Genomic DNA, 19,834 nt, shown 5'->3' with positions numbered 1-19,834 from the left:
GAATGATCTTCACTCCCGTGGAAAGCGGCGGGTAAACCACCGGGTCGTACGAGGCCGGGGCCGGCCGGCTGGTCGGCCGGCCGGCCCCGGGTTGTGCTACGGCCGTGTCCTCGTCGTGTGGATCGCGGTCACCGCCGGGCGGTCAGCGAAGCTGACCGCGGTGTGAGCAGCTCAGCGGCAGCCGGCCGCGGTGTAGGCCGCGTCGTAGGACGTGGCGACCTGCTTGCCGCCGATCGTCGCGGTGCCCTTGACGGTCACCGTGCCGGCGTCGATCTGGGCGGCCCGGGTGTTGAAGGACTGGTAGGCCTGTTTGCCCGGGGCCACGTCGGCCACGGTCTTGGAACCGTACGGAGTGGTCAGCTCCACGGTCGCCGGCACATCACCGTTGTTGACGGCCGTGACCGCCAGGTACGCCGAGGCGCCGATGCAGCGGGACGACGCCGTCACGGTCAGCTTGACCTTGGCGTCCTTCGGGGCGCGGACGAGGGTGAAGTCGTCCACGTCGAAGTCGGCCCCGGTGAACACCAGGTAGAGCTTCACGCTCCCGCTGGGGACGTTCGTGAGCTCCGTGGAGACGTCCGCGTACGACTCCCAGCCACCGGTGTTCGGGACGGTGACGCTGCCGAGCACCGGGCCGGTCGGAGAGCCGGTCCGGATCTCGAAGCCGCCGCTCGGGGTGGGCGAGGCCACCCGGGCGGTGAACCGGGTGACGCCGGTGAGGTCCACGCCGTCGTACGCCGCCCAGTCGCCGGGGTTGACGTACCCGAGCACGGTGCCGCCGTGCGCGGGGGCGTGGGGATAGGTGTCGACGCCGTTCGCCTCCGTCCAGTTCTCGGCCTGGACGGTGACGTCGCCCTCCGCCGGACCGAGCTCCTTGACGCGGATGTTCCGGAACGCCACCTCGTCGCCGTCGCCGTGGTTCTGGATGCCCACGTAGCCCTGCTGGAGGGACCGCTTCGGGTCGGTGTTGACGAAGTCGTTGATCTTCACGCCGTTCAGGAAGATCTGCAGACGCTCGCCCTCCACCCGGAGCTCGTAGGTGTTCCACTGCCCCGGCGGGTTGAGCGCGGCGTCCCGGGCCTTGAGGTCCGCCGACTGGAAGCCGTAGACCGACCCGGTGGTCTTCTCCGGGGCGTCAGTGGCGTCGATCTGGATCTCGTAGCCGTTGTCGACCGCCGACCACGGGTCGTCGGAGGCGGGGAAGCCGACGAAGACGCCCGCGTTGTCGTCGCCGCGCATCTTCCAGTCGAGCTTGAGCGAGTAGGAGTGGAACTCCTTCGCCTTGTACCAGAACAGCCCCAGGCCGCCGTGCGAGGTCAGGGTGCCGTCGGCGTTCGTGAATCCGCCGGGCCCGGCCTGCTGCCAGCCCGTGGTGTCGCCGTCGTAGAGCGTCGTGTAGCCGGTCTCGGGACGGCAGTCGGCCTTGAGGTCGCCCATGGCGTACCTGATGCCGCCGAGCAGGTGCTGCCGGAACTCCGGCTCGGAGAAGGATTCCGCCGTGTGCCCGCCGCCCGTGTAGAACGAACGGCCGCCCTGATACTCCTTGCACCAGGCGATCGGGTGGTCCTCGCCCATCTTGCCGCCCGAGTACGACTTCTCGTCGAGCGAGGCCAGCACGTGGGCGGTGGTGCGGGCGTTGGAGCGGTAGTCGTACCACTCGTCGGTGCGGGTCCACCGCGAGCCGAGGTGGGCGGTCGCCGGGTGGGCCCGGTCCTCCACCTTCACGGTCGCCTTCTGGACCGCGGGGTGCGAGGCGAACCACGCCCCGACCAGGCCGCCGTAGAACGGCCAGTCATACTCGGTGTCGGCCGCCGCGTGGATGCCCACGTAGCCGCCGCCCGCCTTGACGTACGACTCGAAGGCCGCCTGCTGGGCGTCGTTCAGCACGTCGCCCGTGGTGCTGAGGAACACCACGGCCTTGTACTTGGCCAGGTTCTGGGTCGTGAAGACGGCCGGGTCCTCGGTCGCGGTGACCTTGAAGCCCAGGTCCTTGACGGCCTGGACGCCCGCCGGGATCGAGTCGTGCCGGAAGCCGGCCGTACGCGAGAAGACCAGGACCTCGCCCTCGGCGCCGCCGCCCGGGCCCGTCGAGGTCGTCCACTTCTGCGCGTTGCCGCCGTCACAGGTCTTGATGACCATCTGCCCGGTGGTCGAGCCGTCGAGGCACTTGCCGGACTGCGGGTTCTTGATCGTGCCGTCCGTCCCGATCGTCCAGATCTGCGCGCCGACGCCGGCGACGCAGTCCCAGATCTGCACCCGCGTGCCGTCGGCGGTGCCGCCGTTGGAGACGTCGAGGCACTTGCCGAGCGAGCGGAGCGTGGAGCCGTCGACCGTCCAGACCTGTGCCCCGGTGTCGTTGCACTGGTAGAGCTGAACGTTGGTGCCGTTGGCCGGGTTGGCGCCCGCGACGTCGAGGCACAGGCCGCCGGCGTTGACGATCGGTCCCGGGCTGCCGCCCGCGGGCGGCTCGGCCGTCAGTGTGAAGTCGTCCACGTCGAACAGCGCGCCGTCGTTGCCCTTGAAGAACAGGTAGAGCTCGGTCGTCCCGGCCGGGGCGTTCGACAGTGGCGCGGAGACGTCGGTGAACGTCTCCCAGCCTCCGGTGACGGGCACGCTCACCTTGCCCAGCAGGGTGCCGGACGGCGACCCCGCGCGGACCTCGATGGTGCCGCCCTTCCCGCCGGACGAGACGCGGGCGGCGATTCCCTTGGCCTTGCTCAGCTCGTAGGGCTTGAAGGAGATCCAGTCGCCGTTGTTGACGTCGCCGACGGTCTTGCCGCCGTGCGCCTGGCTCTTGCTGATCGGGTTGACGCCCGAGGAGGCCGCGTAGTGCTCGGCCTGGCGGTGCCGCGGCTGCAGGATGTGCTGGGTGTGGGTGGTCAGCCCGCCCTTGTCGGTGTATTCGGCGTCGAACACCGCGAAGATGTTCGCCGCGTCGTCGTGCTCGCCGTCGACCGGGATGGTCAGCTCGCCCGAGCAGCCGTTCTTCGAGCTGATCTGGTGGCCGTGGCTGTCGTGGCCCAGCACGTAGGTCATCTTGACCTTCGTGCAGTCGACGTCGCCGTCCTCGGGATCGGTGACCTTGATCGTGAAGGGGACCGAGTCGCCCCACTGGAACAGGCTGCCCGCCGTGGGCGTCTCGATGGTGACGGTCGGCGCGGTGTTGCCCGCGGTGACGACCACGCTGGCGCTGCCGCTGTTGCCCGCGGGGTCGCGCACCGTGAGCGTCGCGGTGTACGTGCCGTCCTTGTCGTACGTCTTGACCGGATTCGCCTCGGTGGAGGTGGTGCCGTCACCGAAGTCCCAGGAGTACGTGAGCGTCGCGCCCTCGGGGTCGGCGGAGCCGGCCGAGGAGAACGTGACCGTGAGCGGCGTCCTGCCCGAGGTCTTGTCGGCCTTGGCCACCGCGATCGGGGAACGGTCACGGCCCTTGACGTACTCGAAGCGATACAACGCCGAGTTGGCGTCGCCGTTGAAGTAGCCGGTGCCGTAGTCGAGCACGTACAGCGCGCCGTCCGGGCCGAACGCCAGGTCCATCACCTGCGTGCCGGTCCACGGGAAGTCGACGATGTCGCCGCGCGTCCCGTCGGCCCGCACGTCGATCGCCTTGATCCACCTGCGGCCGAACTCGCCGGCGAAGAGGTGGCCGTCCAGGTCCTGCGGGAACTTGACCGCGGAGTCGAGCGCGGCGTCGTAGTGGTAGACCGGCCCGCCCATGGGGGACTCGGAGCCGCCGCCGAACTCGGGCGGCGAGCCGGCGTCGCCGCCGTACCTGATCCACGCGGGCTGGGCGGGCGGCAGCGTGCGCCGGCCGGTGTTGCGTGGAGAGGCGTTGACCGGGCCGCCGGCACAGTCGTACTTCGCCCCGGAGGGGCCGGAGGGGAAGGTGAACGCGTTGTAGGTCTCGACCGGCGTGTTGGTGCCCGTGCAGTAGGGCCAGCCGTAGTTGCCGGGGCGGGTGACCCGGTTGAACTCCACCTGGCCGCTCGGCCCGCGGTTGGGGTCGGTGGTGCCGGCGTCGGGGCCGTAGTCGCCGACGTAGACGACGCCGGTGGCCTTGTCGACGCTCAGCCGGAACGGGTTGCGGAAGCCCATCGCGTAGATCTCGGGCCGGGTGTTCGGGGTGCCCGCGGGGAACAGGTTGCCCGCGGGGATGTCGTAGGTCCCGTCCGGCTTGACCTTGATGCGCAGGATCTTGCCGCGCAGGTCGTCGGTGTTGCCCGCGCTGCGCTGGGCGTCGTACGCCGGGTTGCGGTCGGGCCGCTCGTCGATCGGGGCGTAGCCCGACGAGTCGAAGGGGTTGCTGTCGTCGCCGGTCGAGAGATAGAGGTTGCCGGCGGCGTCGAAGTCCATGTCGCCGCCGACGTGGCAGCAGATGCCGCGGTCAGCCGGCACATCGAGGATCTTGACCTCGCTGGCCTTGTCCAGCGTCCAGTCGGGCTTGACGGTGAACCTGGACAGCCGGTTCACGCCCTTCCAGGCCGAGAAGTCGGACGCCGTGGCCGGGGCGTCGCCGTCGGGGGTGTCGAGACGGGGAGCGTAGTAGAGGTAGATGAACCGGTTGGTCGCGAAGCCCGGGTCGGCGGCGACTCCCTGGAGCCCTTCCTCGTCGTGGGAGTAGACGTTCAGCGTGCCGACCACGGTGGTGTCGCCGCGCGCGTCGGTGCGCCGCAGCACGCCCTCGCGAGCGGTGTGCAGCACCGACAGGTCGGGCAGCACGGTCATAGTCATCGGCTCGCCCATCTCGGCGACACCCCTGGCCAGCTCCACGCGCTGGTAGTCGGCGGCGTCGACGGGCGCCGCCTGCGCGGGCGCGGCCGGGGCGAGTACGGTCAGGCCCGTGAAGGCCAGGAGTAGGGCGCAGGTCTGCGCGATCCGTTTTCTGGCGCGATCGGTCGGCCACCTGGGGGGCATGGCGGACCTCCCTTTCCTTTGGTGCGGTGCGGGCCGGCTGCACGGTCGTGGGCACGCGTTCGCTTCACAAACCGGCCGCGTAGCGGTGATTCGCCCCGAAGGTAAGCATCTTTTGGGGAATTGTGAAGATAGTTTTGGCGAAGCTGCTGAACTTTCGTTAGATTGTGACGAAAGCTCCGTGAGTGGCGGACAAAATCATCACGACCGACCTGTGGCGTCCTGGGTAGATGCCGGGGCATGGTCTTCATGCCGACGGGACGGGTCGAGCAGCCGGTGATGCACCACCGCTGGGCCGACATCACCTTCATCCACTGGCGGTATCCGCCCGAGGTCGTGCAGGGGTTCCTGCCGGACGGGCTCACCGTGGACACCTTCGAGGGGTCCGCGTACGTCGGGATCACGCCGTTCCTCATGCGGGACGTGCGGGTGCCCGGCCTGCCGCCGCTGCCGTGGCTGTCGCGGTTCCCCGAGACCAACGTGCGGACGTACGCGCGGGACGCGCGGGGGCGCGGCGGCCTGTGGTTCCTGTCGCTGGACGCCGGGAGGCTCCCCGCCGTGCTGGGCGCCCGGGCCGGTTACGGGCTGCCGTACTACTGGTCCCGCATGTCCGTGAGCGGCGCGGGGGCGCGGCGCAGCTACCGCTGCCGGCGCCTCTGGCCAGGCCACGCGGGCGTGCGGTGCGACGCGGACGTCGACCTCGGCGCGCCGGTGACGGAGGCCGGGCGGAGCGGGCTCGCCGACTTCCTGGTCGAGCGGTACCGGCTCTTCACGGTCGTCGCCGGACGTCTGGCCACCGCCGAGGTCGAGCACCCGCGCTGGCCCCTGCACCACGCCCGGACGGCCGGGCTGGAGCAGGGGCTGCTGCGGGCGGCCGGCCTGCCCGACCCGGGGCACGACCCGATCGTCCACGCGTCGCCCGGCGTGCCCGTACGGATCGGCATGTGGCGGCCGGTGCCGGCGGCCTGACCCGCGGGCGCCGTCAGCGGCGGAGCCGGTCGATCCGCTCCGCGACGAGGGACGCCATGACCCGCTGTCCCTGCTGGTTGGGGTGCGCGGGCGCGACCCCGGCGGCCACGACGAGCGGTTCGACGAAACGCGCGTCGCCCGCGCACATGTCGTGCCCGATCGTCGGCGTGTAGGTGTCGACGTAGACCGCGCCGCCCCGCCGGGCCTGCTGGCGGAGCACCCCGTTGAGCCGTTTCACCGTGTCCCGCAGGTAGGGGAAGTCGCCCTTGGCGAAGGGGACCACCGAGGGGCAGGCGGCCCCGCTCTCGGGAAGCAGGGCGGGGTAGCCGACCAGCATGACCGTCGCCCGGGGGCTGCGCCGCCTGACGTCGGCCAGCATCGCGGCGATCCGGGGCGACAGGGCCCTGATGCGGCGGGCGAGTTCGTCGTGTCCGCTCTTCGCGTACTCCGCCCGGCACGGGCTGCCGGCGGGGTCGGACCGCGCGGCGGAGACACAGGTGCCGATGATGCCGGAGAAGCCGATGTCGTTGCCGCCGATGGTCACCGTGACCAGGGTCGTGTTCCTCGACAGGGCGCGTAACTGCGGGGCCTTGGCGCCCTGCCGGTGCCACAGGTCGCGGGTGGTCGTGCCGCCGCAGGTGACGTCCCGGAAGGTGCGGGAGCCGTACGACCGGGCGAGCACCGACGGATAGTTGAGGCCGGAGCGCGCGCACTGCGGGTCCGTGGGGTCCGGCAGCCCCGCCCCGGACGCGTACGAGTCGCCGAGGGCGACGTAGCGCGCGGTGACGGCGGTGCCGGCCGTGGAAGCGGTGGAGGCGGCGGCGACGGTGGCGGGCAGGAGTGGGGAGACCGAGGCGGCGAGCAGCGCGGCCGTCGCCGCGGTACGCCGGACGGAGCGTGGGGTGATGCCGAGGGCCACTGGGGAGCTCCATGGTCGGTTGCCGGTTGTGGGGTCGCTGTTGGACGCCCAGCTGGAGCCCCGGGTTCGCCTCGGCCGTCACCGCGACACCGCGCGCGGCATGGCTGTGGTTCAGGCTCCGGTCAGGCGCGCGGCTCCTCGAACCGGTCGAGATAGGCGGTGTACCAGGCGCGTTCCTCCTCCAGCTGCGCGTGGCGGCCGGTGTAGACGTGGTCGAACAAGGCGTCCACCGGCGGATCCGGCATGGCGATGACGCCCTCGCGCAGTTCCATGGCGAGCCGGTCGCCCTCCTCGTCGACCTCCCGGAAGAACGCGTCGTCGGCCAGGCCCTCGCGCAGGAGGAACGCCCGCATCCGCGCGATCGGGTCCTTCTTCCGCCACTCCTCCACCTCCTCGGCCGGGCGGTACCGTCCCGGGTCGTCGGAGGTGGTGTGCGGGCCCATCCGGTAGGTGTGGGCCTCGATGAGGAACGGCCCGTCGCCCCGGCGTACGTGCTCCAGGGCGGCCCTCGTCACGGCGAGGCAGGCCAGCACGTCGTTGCCGTCCACGCGCACGCCGGGGAAGCCGTAGCCCTGCGCCCGGCGGTGGATCGGCGCCCGGCTCTGCCGGTCCACGGGGTGCGAGATGGCCCACTGGTTGTTCTGGCAGAAGAAGACGACCGGCGCGTCGTAGACGGCGGCGAAGTTGAACGCCTCGCTCACGTCCCCCTCGCTCGCGGCGCCGTCGCCGAAGTACGCCACGACGGCCGAGGAGTCGCCGTCCCTGCGCATCCCCATCGCGTAACCCACGGCGTGCAGGGTCTGCGCGCCGAGGACGATCGTGTAGAGGTGGAAGCCGGTGTGGTGGGGGTCCCAGCCGCCGTTCGTGGTGCCGCGCAACATCCCCATGAGCGTGAGCGGAGGGATGTCCCGGCACCAGGCGACGCCGTGCTCCCGGTAGGAGGGGAACACGTGGTCGTCCGGCTCCAGCGCGCGGCCCGAGCCGATCTGCGCGGCCTCCTGCCCCAGGCAGGGGATCCACATGCCCAGCTCACCCAGGCGCTGGAGGGCGAAGGCCTCCCGGTCCAGCCGCCGTACCAGCGTCATGTCGCGGTACAGCCCTCGGTACTGGCTCTTCGACAGGTCCAGGTCGTACCCGGGGTGCACGACACGTTCGCCTTCCGGCGTGAGCAACTGGACCAGATCTTCGGCCTCGTCCTGGCGCCGCACGTCGTCTCCTCTCTGAGAACGGTGAAGAACGCGAAGGACAATCATCGCGGGTGCCGGGCCTCTCGGCTCACCCGACATGGCCGACGTCCGCTTTCCACCTATTGGCCCCCTATTGACACCGGACGCGGGTGACCTCAGTGTGTTGCGCATAGCGCTAGGAGTTTCGGCTTACACAACTGTGCCGACTTACACCCAAGGACGCCGATGATTCCTGTGTGTCCCCTCCGGTCCCTGCCGCGGGGAGAGGCGTTCCGCCTGGACGCCGAGCCGCCGATCGCGGTCTTCCACACGGAGGACGGGGAGATCTACGCCGTCGACGACACCTGCACGCATCAGGACGCCTCACTGGCGGACGGCTGGCTGGAAGGGTGCGAGGTCGAGTGCCCCCTGCACGCCTCGCGCTTCGACCTGCGCACGGGCAAGGTGGACAGCCCTCCCGCCAAGCTGCCGGTGCGGACGCACACGGTGGTCGTGGAGGACGACACGATCTACGTGATCCCGTCGCGGGAGCCGCAGCCGTGAGCCTGCCGCCCAGTCTGATCGCCACGCTGCCGGGCGCCTCCTACACCGACCCGGAAGTCTTCGCGCGGGAGTGCGAGCGCGTCTTCGAGGCGATGTGGTTCTGCGCCGTGCGGGCCTCGGACCTGCCGAAGCCCGGGGCGTTCCGGACCGTGCAGGTCGGCGCCGAGAACATCCTGGTCACCCGGGCGCGGGACGGCTCGATCCGCGCCTTCTACAACGTCTGCCGCCACCGCGGCGCGCGGCTGCGCACGGAGGAGTCCGGCGAGGCCAGGCGGGCCTTCCAGTGCCCGTACCACGCGTGGACGTACGACTTCGACGGCAGGCTGATCGCGGCGCCCAACCTCACCAAGATGCCCGACCTCGACCGGGTCGAGTACGGCCTGGTGAACGTGGCGGTGCGGGAGTGGCTGGGCTACGTGTGGGTCTGCCTGGCCGACGAGCCGCCCTCGTTCGAGGAGGACGTGCTCGGCGAGGTGCGCACCCGGCTCGGCGACGTGGCCTCCCTCGACAACTACGACGTCGCCAACCTGGCGCTCGGCCGCAGGATCCGGTACGACGTCAGGGCGAACTGGAAGCTCATCGTCGAGAACTTCATGGAGTGCTACCACTGCGCGACCATCCACCCGGAGCTGACCGAGGTGCTGCCGGAGTTCGCCGGCGGCTACGCGGCGCAGTACTACGTGGGCCACGGCGCGTCGTTCGGCGAGGAGATCCGGGGGTTCACGGTCGACGGCTCCGAGGGGCTCGACCGGATCCCGGGCATCCGGGAGGACCAGGACCGGCGCTACTACGCGATCACCATCAAGCCGCAGGTCTTCGTCAACATGGTGCCCGACCACGTGATCGTGCACCGGATGTTCCCGCTCGCGGCGGACCGGACGGTCGTGGAGTGCGACTGGCTGTACCTACCGGAGGTCGTGGCGGCAGGCAAGGACGTCAGCCGCTCGGTGGAGCTGTTCCACCGGGTCAACGAGCAGGACTTCGAGGCCTGCGAGCGCACGCAGCCGTCGATGAGCTCCCGCACGTACGCCCGGGGCGGGGTGCTGGTGCCGAGCGAGCACCACATCGGCCTGTTCCATGATTGGGTACGCGGCAGGCTGAGTGAGGTCGGAGGAGATGCAGGGTGACGCGTAAGGCGCCTCGGGAGGACGTCGGAGACGAGCGGCTGGAGATCGGCTCGCCCAAGGCATGGGCGGGCGGGGTCCCGGCGGTCGGCCACGCGCTGGGCACGGCGTACCGCCAGATGGGCGCGGGGCGGACGCTGCTCACTCTGCTCCGGGTCAACCAGAAGACCGGTTTCGACTGCCCGGGGTGCGCCTGGCCGGAGGGCGACGGACACCGCAGCCCCGCCGAGTTCTGCGAGAACGGCGCCAAGGCGGTGGCCGAGGAGGCGACGGTCCGCCGGGTCACCCGGGACTTCTTCGCCGAGCATCCGGTGGACGAGCTGGCCCGGCGCAGCGACTACTGGCTGGGCCAGCAGGGCCGGCTCACCGAGCCGATGTACAAGCCGGCCGGTTCGGACCGTTACGAGCCCATCTCGTGGCAGGACGCCTTCGGCGTCGTCGCGCGTGAGCTGCGCGCGCTCGACCACCCCGATCAGGCGATCTTCTACACCTCCGGCCGCACGTCCAACGAGGCCGCCTTCGCCTACCAGCTCCTCGTCCGCCGGTTCGGCACCAACAACCTGCCCGACTGCTCCAACATGTGCCACGAGTCGAGCGGCTCGGCGCTGACCGAGACGCTCGGCATCGGCAAGGGCACGGTGCTGCTCGACGACCTGCACCGGGCCGACCTGATCTTCGTGGTGGGCCAGAACCCGGGCACCAACCATCCGCGCATGCTCACCGCGCTGGAACGGGCGAAGCGGGGCGGCGCGCGGATCGTGTCGGTCAACCCGCTGCCGGAGGCCGGGCTGCTGCGGTTCAAGAACCCGCAGAAGGCCTCCGGCCTCGCCGGGACCGGGACGGCGTTGTCCGACCGGTTCCTGCAGATCCGCCTCGGGGGCGATCTGGCGCTGTTCCAGGCGCTGTCGCTGCTCCTGCTGGAGGCCGAGGACGCCGCGCCCGGCACGGTGGTGGACCGCGAGTTCGTCGAGGCGCACACGCATGGCTTCGAGGACTGGGAGAAGCACCTGCGCGGGCGCGACGGTGCCGGTCCGGACTGGGCCGAGGTGATCGAGGCGACCGGGCTGACCCGCGCCGAGATCGAGGAGACGGCCCGCGACGTGCTCGCCGCCCGCTCGGTCGTGGTCTGCTGGGCGATGGGCCTGACCCAGCACCGCAAATCGGTCCCGACGATCAGGGAGGTCGTCAACTTCCTGCTGCTGCGCGGCAACGTCGGGCGTCCCGGCGCGGGCGTGTGTCCCGTACGCGGGCACTCCAACGTGCAGGGCGACCGGACGATGGGCATCTACGAGAAGCCCAAGCCGGAGTTCCTCGACGCGCTGGAGGAGGAATTCGGCTTCCCGCCGCCGCGCGAGCACGGCCACGACACCGTGGAGGCCATCCGGGCCATGCGGGACGGGGACGCCCGGGTGTTCTTCGCCATGGGCGGCAACTTCGTCTCGGCGACGCCGGACACCGCCGCGACGGAGGCGGCCCTGCGCCGCTGCCGGCTCACCGTGCAGGTGTCGACCAAGCTGAACCGGTCCCACGCCGTGTGCGGCGAGCAGGCGCTGATCCTGCCCACGCTCGGCCGTACCGAGCGGGACGTCCAGGCCGGCGGCGAGCAGTTCGTCACGGTCGAGGACTCGATGGGCATGGTGCACGCCTCGCGCGGCCGGCTCCGCCCCGCGTCGGACGTGCTGCTGTCGGAGGTGGCGATCGTGTGCCGGCTGGCCCGCGAGCTGTTCGGCGACGACCCGCACGTGCCGTGGGCCGAGTTCGAGGCCGGCTACGACGCGATCAGGAAGCGCATCGAGCGGGTCGTGCCCGGGTTCGACGACTTCAACGCGAGGGTGCGCGGGCCGGGCGGCTTCGCGCTGCCGAACGCGCCGCGCGACGAGCGCCGCTTCCCCACGGCCACGGGAAAGGCGAACTTCACGGTGAACGCGCTGGAGGTGCTGCGGGTGCCGCCGGGCCGCCTCCTGCTGCAGACGATCCGCAGCCACGACCAGTACAACACCACGATCTACGGCCTGGACGACCGCTACCGCGGCATCAGGAACGGGCGGCGGGTGATCTTCGTCCACGCCGACGACCTCGCCGAGCGCGGGCTCGCGGACGGCGACATGCTGGACATCGTCAGCGAGTGGGCGGACGGCGAGCGTGTGGCCGAGGGGTTCCGCGCGGTCGCCTATCCGACGGCGCGGGGCTGCTGCGCGGCGTACTTCCCGGAGACGAACGTGCTGGTGCCCCTGGACTCGGTGGCGGAGACGTCGAACACGCCCACCTCCAAGAGCGTCGTCGTACGGCTGCGCCGTGCGGCGGAAGACACGGTGGGAGACGCGGCGGGAGGCCCGGCGGGGGAGACGGCTATCCGCCGAGGCGGTGGCTGATCTCCTCGGCGCCCCGCAGCAGGACGGGGGCCGTCTCACGCATGCGCTCCTCGCTGAAGCGGTAGGCGGGCCCGGACGCGCTGACCGCCGCCACGACCTCGCCCCGGAAGGAGCGCACCGGGGCGGCGATCGCGTTCAGGCCCACCTCCAGCTCCTCCAGCGAAAGGGCGTAGCCGTGCTCGCGCACCCTGGCCAGCTCGCGTTCGAGGTCCTCCACGGAGGTCACCGTGCCGGGCGTGTATCGCTCCAGGCCGGCCGCGCGCAGCAGGTCCTCGCGGTGCCGCCGGTCGAGATGGGCCAGCAGGACCTTCCCGCTCGACGTCGCGTGCAGGGGCGTGAGCTGGCCCACCCAGTTGTGCGCGGTGACGGCGGCGGGCCCGCGCACCTGGTCGAGGTTGACCGCGTAGTGCGACCGCAGGACGGCGATGTTCACCGTCTCGCCGATCTCCTCGGCGAGCCGCCGGCAGACGGGCCTGCTCCGCTGCGTCACGTCCATCCGCATGGAGACGCTCCCGGCGAGGCGGACGAGGCCGAAGCCGAGGCGGTACTTGCCGCGGTCCTCGGCCTGCTCGACCAGCCCGCGTGCCTCCAGCGCGCCCAGCAGCCGGAACGCGGTCGACTTGTGCACCTCGATCTCGGCCGCGAGTTCGGTGACCCCGGCCTCCCCGCGCCTGGCGAGGATCTCCATGATGCTGACCGCCCGGTCCACGGACTGCACGCCGCCACCGGAGGCCTCGGACCTGGCGGCGGAAGCGTCGTTGCTCACAGCCGAGACTGTAGCGCTTCACCCGGAACGGCCAGCGATCATGACGATACGATTTGCACTAAACCTCCCCTTTTAGGCGGTCCCCGTACGGACGCGAGTGAGACGAGGGCAGATTGACCGCTCAGCAGTACGACTTCGTCATCGTCGGTGGCGGTTCCGCGGGCAGCGCGCTGGCGAACCGGCTGTCGGCCGACCCGTCCACCCGGGTGCTGGTCCTGGAGGCGGGCCGTCCCGACTACCTGTGGGACGTGTTCATCCACATGCCGGCCGCGCTGACCTTCCCGATCGGCAGCCGCTTCTACGACTGGAAGTACGAGTCGGAGCCCGAGCCGTTCATGCACGGCCGCCGGATCTACCACGCCAGGGGGAAGGTGCTCGGCGGGTCGAGCAGCATCAACGGGATGATCTTCCAGCGGGGCAACCCGATGGACTACGAGCGCTGGGGCGCCGATCCCGGGATGAAGAACTGGGACTACGCGCACTGCCTGCCGTACTTCAGGCGGATGGAGAACTGCCTGGCGGCGGACCCGGACGATCCCCGGCGCGGGCACGACGGGCCGCTCGTGCTGGAGCGCGGCCCGGCGGCGAGCCCGCTGTTCCCGGCCTTCTTCGAGGCCGTGCAGCAGGCGGGCTACCCGCTCACGGACGACGTGAACGGCTACCGCCAGGAGGGCTTCGCCCGCTTCGACCGCAACATCCGGCGCGGCCGCCGCCTGTCGGCAGCCCGCGCCTACCTCCACCCCGTGCGGAAGCGGCCGAACCTGGAGATCAGGACCAGGGCGTACGTCACGAGGATCGTGTTCGAGGGGAGACGGGCGGTCGGGGTCGAGTGCGACGGGCGGGTCGTCCGCGCGGGCGAGGTCGTCCTGTGCGGCGGCGCGATCAACACCCCGCAACTGCTCCAGCTTTCGGGCGTGGGCAACGCCGCCGAACTGCGGGCCCTCGGCGTGGAGGTGGTCCACGACCTGCCCGGCGTGGGGGAGAACCTCCAGGACCACCTGGAGGTCTACGTCCAGCACGCCTGTAGGCGGCCGGTGTCAATGCAGCCGTACCTCAAGTGGCGGCACCGGCCGTGGATCGGCGCGCAGTGGCTGTTCCTGCGCTCCGGGCCGGGGGCGACCAACCACTTCGAGGCGGGCGGCTTCGTGCGGAGCAACGAGGACGTGGCGTACCCGAACCTGATGTTCCACTTCCTGCCCATCGCGGTGCGCTACGACGGCAGCTCCCCGGCCGGCGGGCACGGCTACCAGGTGCACGTCGGGCCGATGTACTCCGACGCACGCGGCAGCGTGAAGATCAAGAGCGCCGACCCGGGGGTGAAGCCCGCCCTGCGGTTCAACTACCTGTCCACCGAGCAGGACCGGCGGGAGTGGGTCGAGGCCATCAGGGTCACCCGCGCGATCCTGGGCCAGCCTGCCCTCCAGGAGTTCAGCGCCGGCGAGATCTCCCCCGGGCCGTCGGTCGCGACGGACGAGCAGATCCTCGACTGGGTGGCCAGGGACGGCGAGACGGCCCTCCATCCGTCCTGCACCGCCAGGATGGGCGTGGACGAGATGTCGGTGGTGGACCCCGACAGCATGCGCGTGCACGGCCTGGAGGGCCTGCGGGTGGTGGACGCCTCGGTCATGCCATATGTCACGAACGGCAACATCTACGCCCCGGTGATGATGGTCGCCGAGAAGGCGGCCGACCTGATCCTCGGCAACACCCCCCTCCCGCCCGCCGAGGCCGACTTCTACCGTCACACGCCAGGGATCACGCCTTGACGGAGCCCGTGTCTGGGATCGATTCTGTTCCTCGATAAGCAAACAGGTGCGTATTACGCAACGACTGTGATCGGAAGGCGCTGCCCGTGGCGGACCTCTTCATCGGTGGCGCCTGGACCGACGCCGTCGCAGGCGGACGCCGTACGATCCGATGCCCGGCCGACGGCTCGGTCGTCGCGACCGTCGCGGAGGCCACCCGCGCCGATACCGAGGCCGCGATCGCGGCGGCGCGGCACGCGTTCGACACGGGCCCCTGGCCGCGTACGCCCGCGGGTGAACGGGGACGGCTGCTCCTGCGGACGGCCGACCTGATCGAGCGCGACAGGGCGGCGATCGCGCGGGCCGAGTCGCTGGACACGGGCAAGCGGCTCGCCGAGAGCGAGTACGACGTGGACGACGTCGTCCGGTGCTTCCGCTACTTCGGCGGCATCGCCGGCACCGACGCGGGCCGGGTGATCGACACCGGCAGGGCCGACGCGGTCAGCCGGGTGGTCCACGAGCCGCTCGGCGTGTGCGGGCTCATCACCCCCTGGAACTACCCCCTGCTGCAGACCTCCTGGAAGGTCGCGCCCGCGCTCGCGGCGGGCGACACCTTCGTGCTGAAGCCGAGCGAGCTCACCCCCAGTACGGCCGTCCTGCTGATGCGGCTGCTGGAGGAGGCGGGCCTGCCCCCGGGCGTGGCCAACCTCGTGCTCGGCGCGGGCCCGGAGGCCGGGGCGCCGCTCGCCGAGCACCCGGACGTCGACATGGTGTCGTTCACCGGCGGCCTCGCGACCGGGCGGCGCGTGATGGCCTCGGCGGCGGCGACCGTGAAACGGGTCGCGCTGGAGCTCGGCGGCAAGAACCCCAACATCGTCTTCGCCGACGCCGACTTCGAGACCGCGGTCGACTTCGCGCTGACCGCGGTCTTCCTGCACTCGGGCCAGGTCTGCTCGGCCGGCGCCCGCCTGCTGGTGGAGGACCCGATCCACGACGCCTTCGTGGCCGAGGTCGCCCGCCGGGCCGAGGACATCCGGCTGGGCGGGCCGTTCGACCCCGAGGCGGAGACCGGTCCGCTGATCTCCGCCGCGCACCTGGCCAAGGTGGAGGCGTACGTCGAGGCCGGTCTCGCCGAGGGCGCGAAGCTCCGCTGCGGCGGGCGGCGGCCGGACGAGCCGGAGCTGGCCGGCGGGTTCTACTACCGCCCCACGGTGCTCGACGGATGCCACCGCGAGATGCGCGTGGTCAGGGAGGAGTCGTTCGGGCCGGTCCTGACCGTGGAGCGCTTCTCCGGCGAGGACGAGGCGGTCGCCCTGGGCAACGACACCGACTACGGCCTCGCGGGCGCCGTCTGGACGCGGGACGCGGGAAAGGCGCAGCGGGTGGCCGCCCGGCTGCGGCACGGGACGGTGTGGATCAACGACTACCACCCGTACGTGCCGCAGGCGGAGTGGGGCGGCTTCAAGCAGTCCGGGGTGGGCCGCGAGCTCGGCCCCACGGGCCTGGACGAGTACCGCGAGATCAAGCACGTGTGGCAGAACACCGATCCCCGTCCCCAGCACTGGTTCAGGCCGCGCGACGCCGGCCGAGGAGCGTGAACATGGAACACGTGACCACGACGGGCCCGCGCGTCGTCGTCATCGGGGCCGGCGTCGTCGGCGCGGCGCTCGCCGACGAACTGTCGGCCCGCGGCTGGACGGACGTCACGGTGGTCGACCAGGGCCCGGTGCCCGCGACCGGCGGCTCCTCCTCGCACGCGCCCGGCCTGGTCTTCCAGATCAACGGGTCGAAGACCATGACCCGGATGGCGCGCTACACCGTCGAGAAGCTCAGCTCGCTCGACCTCGACGGCGAGCCCTGCTTCCTCCAGGTCGGCGGCCTGGAGGTGGCCACCACCCCCGAGCGGCTCGCCGAGCTGCACCGGCGGCACGGCTGGGCCACCTCCTGGGGTGTCGAATCGCGCCTGCTCACCCCCGCCGAATGCGCGGAGCTCTTTCCCCTGCTCGACCCAGGCGTCGTGCTCGGCGGTCTCCACATCCCCACCGACGGGATCGCCAAGGCCGTACGCGCGGTCGAGGCGCAGCTGCGCCGGGCCAGGTCGCGCGGCGTACGGGTGCTGGAGCGGCGCGAGGTGCTGGACATCCGCACCGAGGACGGCCGGGTGGCCGCGGTCGTGACCGGCCAGGGCGAGATCGCCGCGGACGTCGTGGTGTGCTGCGCCGGCATCTGGGGGCCGAAGGTCGCCGCGATGGCGGGCATGCCGCTGCCGCTCACCCCCCTCGCCCACCAGCTCGCCTGGACCGGGCCGGTGCCCGGGCTGGAAGGACACACCGAGGAGGCGACGCTGCCGATCCTGCGGCACCAGGACGCCGACCTCTACTACCGCCAGCGCTCCGGCGGCGTCGGCGTCGGCTACTACGGCCACCGGCCGATGCCGGTCCGGCCCGAGGACCTGCTGCCGGTGGACGAGGCCGAGGTGATGCCGTCGGTGCTCGCCTTCACTCCCGAGGACTTCGAGGACGCCTGGACCGAGACCCGGCGGCTGCTGCCCGGCACCCGCGCGGTGGAGATCGACGAGGGCATCAACGGGGTGTTCTCCTTCACCCAGGACCACATGCCGCTGCTGGGCGAGTCGCCCGACGTGAAGGGCTTCTGGGTCGCCGAGGCGGTCTGGGTGACCCACTCCGCCGGGGTCGGCAGGGCGATGGCCGAGTGGCTGGTCGACGGCCACTGCTCGTCCTTCGACCTGCACGAGTGCGACGTCAACCGGTTCGAGCCGCACCAGCTCGCGCCCGACTACGTGCTGGCCCGCGGCTGTCGGAACTTCGTCGAGGTCTACGACATCATCCACCCGCTCCAGCCGATGGAGGAGCCGCGGCCGCTGCGCCTCAGCCCCTTCCACGCCCGGCAGCGCGAGCTGGACGCGTACTTCCTCGAGGCGTCCGGCTGGGAACGGCCGCAGTGGTACGGCGCCAACGCCCGCCTGCTGGAGGGCGGGGACATCCCGGCGCCCGGCGACTGGGCCGCCCGCTACTGGTCGCCGATCGTCGGCGCGGAGGCCCGGGCGTCCCGCGAGACCGTCGCGTTGTACGACATGACCGCGCTGAAACGCCTGGAGGTCGCCGGCCCCGGCGCCCTCGCCTTCCTCCAGCGGCTGACGACCGGCCAGATGGACAAGTCGGTCGGCTCGGTGACCTACTGCCTGCTGCTCGACGTGGACGGCGGCATCCGCAGCGACGTCACCGTCGCCCGGCTGGGCCGCGACACGTTCCAGGTCGGCGCGAACGGCAACCTCGACCTGGACTGGCTCCACCGCCACCTGCCGGAGGACGGGTCGGTCGTGGTCCGCGACATCACCGCCGGCACCTGCTGCCTCGGCGTCTGGGGGCCGCGCGCCCGCGACCTCGTGCAGCCGCTGACCGGCGCCGACTTCTCCAACCAGGGCTTCCGCTACTTCCGGGCCAAGAAGGCGTACGTCGGCGCCGTGCCGGTCACCGCGCTGCGGCTGTCGTACATCGGCGAGCTGGGCTGGGAGCTCTACACGACGGCCGACCTCGGCGCGAAGCTGTGGGACACCCTGTGGGAGGCCGGGCAGGAGCACGGGATCATCGCGGGCGGGCGCGGCGCGTTCGCCAGCCTCCGGCTGGAGAAGGGTTACCGGTCCTTCGGCACCGACATGACCTTCGAGCACGACCCGTACGAGGCCGGGCTCGGGTTCGCCGTGAAGATGGACAAGGGCGACTTCGTCGGCCGCGCGGCGCTGGAGCGGCGCAAGGAGAACGTGCGCCGCCGCCTCACCTGCCTGACCATCGACGACCCCGTCCAGGTGGTCATGGGCAGGGAGCCGGTGTACGACGGCGACACGGGCGTCGGCTACGTCACCAGCGCGGCCTTCGGTTACACGATCGGCAAGGGCATCGCCTACGCCTGGCTGCCCGCCGCGCTGGCCACGCCCGGCCGGACGCTGGAGATCGGCTACTTCGACCGCCGGGTGACCGCCGTGGTCGCCGAGGAGCCCCTGTTCGACCCCGTGATGGAACGACTGCGCGGGACCGGGGAGGCCCGATGAACCCTATGCCCGATCCAATGCCGGACCACCCCGACCGGCTGTGGCGCTCCGCCGAGCCCAAGCGGTCGTACGACGTGGTGATCGTCGGCGGCGGCGGCCACGGCCTCGCCACGGCGTACTACCTGGCCAAGAACCACGGGATCACCGACGTCGCGGTGCTGGAGCGCGGCTGGCTCGCGGGCGGCAACATGGCCCGCAACACCACCATCATCCGGTCGAACTACCTGTGGGACGAGAGCGCGGGCATCTACGAGCACGCGCTGAAGCTGTGGGAGGGCCTGGAGGAGGACCTCGGCTATCCGCTGCTGTTCAGCCAGCGCGGCGTGCTCAACCTCGCGCACAGTATGCAGGACGTCCGCGAGAGCGTGCGCCGGGTCAACGCCAACCGGCTGAACGGCGTCGACGCCGAGTGGCTGACGCCGGAGCAGGTCAAGGAGGTCTGCCCGATCGTCGAGATCTCTCCGGACGTGCGCTACCCGGTGCTCGGCGCCACCTTCCAGCCGAGGGCCGGGATCGCCAAGCACGACTACGTGGCCTGGGGCTTCGCCAGAGCGGCGGCGGACCTCGGGGTCGACCTGATCGAGCACTGCGAGGTGACCGGCCTCGACGTGCGCGACGGCCGGGTGACCGGGGTGCGGACCACCCGCGGCCCGATCGCCGCGAAGAAGGTCGCGCTGGCCGCCGCCGGACACTCCTCGATGGTCGCCGGGTTCGCGGGCGTGCCGCTGCCGCTGCAGAGCCACCCGTTGCAGGCGCTGGTGTCGGAACTGCTCGAACCGGTGCACCCCACCGTGGTCATGTCGAACGCCGTCCACGTGTACGTCAGCCAGGCGCACAAGGGCGAACTGGTCATGGGCGCCGGAATCGACACGGCCAACTCCTACCGGCAGCGCGGGGCGTTCCACATCATCGAGCGGCAGATGGCGGCCGCGCTGGAACTGTTCCCGGTCTTCGCCCGCGCGCACGTGCTGCGCACCTGGGGCGGCGTCGTGGACGTCACCCCCGACGCCTCACCCGTCGTCGGGCTCACCCCGGTCGAGGACCTCTACGTGAACTGCGGCTGGGGAACCGGCGGGTTCAAGGCCACCCCGGGCGTCGGCTGGTGCTACGCGCACACCGTGGCGACCGGCGAGCCGCACCCGCTCAACGCCCCCTTCTCACTCGACCGGTTCACCACCGGCAGGCTCGTCGACGAGCACGGCGCCGCCGCCGTCGCCCACTAGTTCTCG

At 71.5% G+C, this 19,834-nt stretch carries 12 protein-coding genes; 8 read left to right on the top strand and 4 right to left on the bottom strand.

Translation table 11 applies throughout. The features are described from left to right. Positions 1 to 171: 171 nt before the first annotated feature. On the bottom strand, positions 172 to 4,914 hold the full coding sequence (locus tag FED44_RS37645) for a ThuA domain-containing protein (protein ID WP_154956734.1): 4,743 nt from the start codon (positions 4,912 to 4,914) through the stop codon (positions 172 to 174). 237 nt (positions 4,915 to 5,151) lie between these two features. Between FED44_RS37645 and FED44_RS25320 the strand changes: the two genes are divergently transcribed. Next, positions 5,152 to 5,880 (top strand): YqjF family protein, encoded by a 729-nt coding sequence (locus tag FED44_RS25320; RefSeq protein WP_138462277.1) that lies wholly within the window; start codon positions 5,152 to 5,154, stop codon positions 5,878 to 5,880. Positions 5,881 to 5,893: 13 nt separating this feature from the next. Here FED44_RS25320 and FED44_RS25315 read toward each other — a convergent pair whose 3' ends face one another. Together FED44_RS25315 and pdhA are read right to left on the bottom strand one after the other, a co-directional pair. Further along, positions 5,894 to 6,799, bottom strand: coding sequence for an SGNH/GDSL hydrolase family protein (locus FED44_RS25315; RefSeq protein ID WP_138462276.1), 906 nt, complete (start codon positions 6,797 to 6,799; stop codon positions 5,894 to 5,896). Between the two features lie 122 nt (positions 6,800 to 6,921). Next, positions 6,922 to 8,052, bottom strand: coding sequence for a pyruvate dehydrogenase (acetyl-transferring) E1 component subunit alpha (pdhA, locus tag FED44_RS25310; protein ID WP_208759155.1), 1,131 nt, complete (start codon positions 8,050 to 8,052; stop codon positions 6,922 to 6,924). 159 nt (positions 8,053 to 8,211) lie between these two features. Between pdhA and FED44_RS25305 the strand changes: the two genes are divergently transcribed. From FED44_RS25305 to FED44_RS25295, 3 genes are read left to right on the top strand one after another with little or no spacing between them, the layout of a single operon-like run. Beyond that, positions 8,212 to 8,529 (top strand): bifunctional 3-phenylpropionate/cinnamic acid dioxygenase ferredoxin subunit, encoded by a 318-nt coding sequence (locus FED44_RS25305; protein WP_111699825.1) that lies wholly within the window; start codon positions 8,212 to 8,214, stop codon positions 8,527 to 8,529. Beyond that, on the top strand, positions 8,526 to 9,656 hold the full coding sequence (locus FED44_RS25300) for an aromatic ring-hydroxylating oxygenase subunit alpha (protein WP_111699826.1): 1,131 nt from the start codon (positions 8,526 to 8,528) through the stop codon (positions 9,654 to 9,656). Before FED44_RS25305 ends, FED44_RS25300 begins: the two co-directional genes overlap by 4 nt. Beyond that, positions 9,653 to 12,025: an FdhF/YdeP family oxidoreductase gene (locus tag FED44_RS25295; RefSeq protein ID WP_138462274.1), complete on the top strand. Its 2,373-nt coding sequence runs from the start codon at positions 9,653 to 9,655 to the stop codon at positions 12,023 to 12,025. Before FED44_RS25300 ends, FED44_RS25295 begins: the two co-directional genes overlap by 4 nt. Here the strand turns inward: FED44_RS25295 and FED44_RS25290 are convergent. Beyond that, positions 12,003 to 12,791, bottom strand: a complete 789-nt coding sequence (locus tag FED44_RS25290; protein WP_208759154.1) for an IclR family transcriptional regulator — start codon at positions 12,789 to 12,791, stop codon at positions 12,003 to 12,005. The genes FED44_RS25295 and FED44_RS25290 overlap by 23 nt on opposite strands. 113 nt (positions 12,792 to 12,904) lie before the next feature. On the opposite strand from FED44_RS25290, the gene betA reads away from it, so the two are divergent. From betA to FED44_RS25270, 4 genes are all read left to right on the top strand, one after another. Further along, positions 12,905 to 14,557 carry a choline dehydrogenase gene (gene betA, locus FED44_RS25285; RefSeq protein WP_111699828.1) on the top strand — a complete coding sequence of 551 codons (1,653 nt, stop codon included), beginning with the start codon at positions 12,905 to 12,907 and terminating at the stop codon, positions 14,555 to 14,557. 86 nt (positions 14,558 to 14,643) lie between these two features. After that, on the top strand, positions 14,644 to 16,134 hold the full coding sequence (locus tag FED44_RS25280) for an aldehyde dehydrogenase family protein (protein ID WP_138462273.1): 1,491 nt from the start codon (positions 14,644 to 14,646) through the stop codon (positions 16,132 to 16,134). Positions 16,135 to 16,136: 2 nt separating this feature from the next. Next, a complete protein-coding gene (locus FED44_RS25275; protein ID WP_138462272.1) occupies positions 16,137 to 18,605 on the top strand; it encodes a GcvT family protein in 2,469 nt (822 codons plus the stop codon). Continuing rightward, positions 18,602 to 19,828, top strand: coding sequence for a sarcosine oxidase subunit beta family protein (locus FED44_RS25270; RefSeq protein ID WP_138462271.1), 1,227 nt, complete (start codon positions 18,602 to 18,604; stop codon positions 19,826 to 19,828). Before FED44_RS25275 ends, FED44_RS25270 begins: the two co-directional genes overlap by 4 nt. Positions 19,829 to 19,834: the final 6 nt, after the last annotated feature.

It is taken from the genome of Microbispora triticiradicis (assembly GCF_005864065.1).
GTDB classification, from domain to species: Bacteria; Actinomycetota; Actinomycetes; order Streptosporangiales; family Streptosporangiaceae; genus Microbispora; species Microbispora triticiradicis.
Note: the sequence above shows the minus strand (reverse complement) of the source record. Positions and strands in the feature narration are given on the sequence as shown.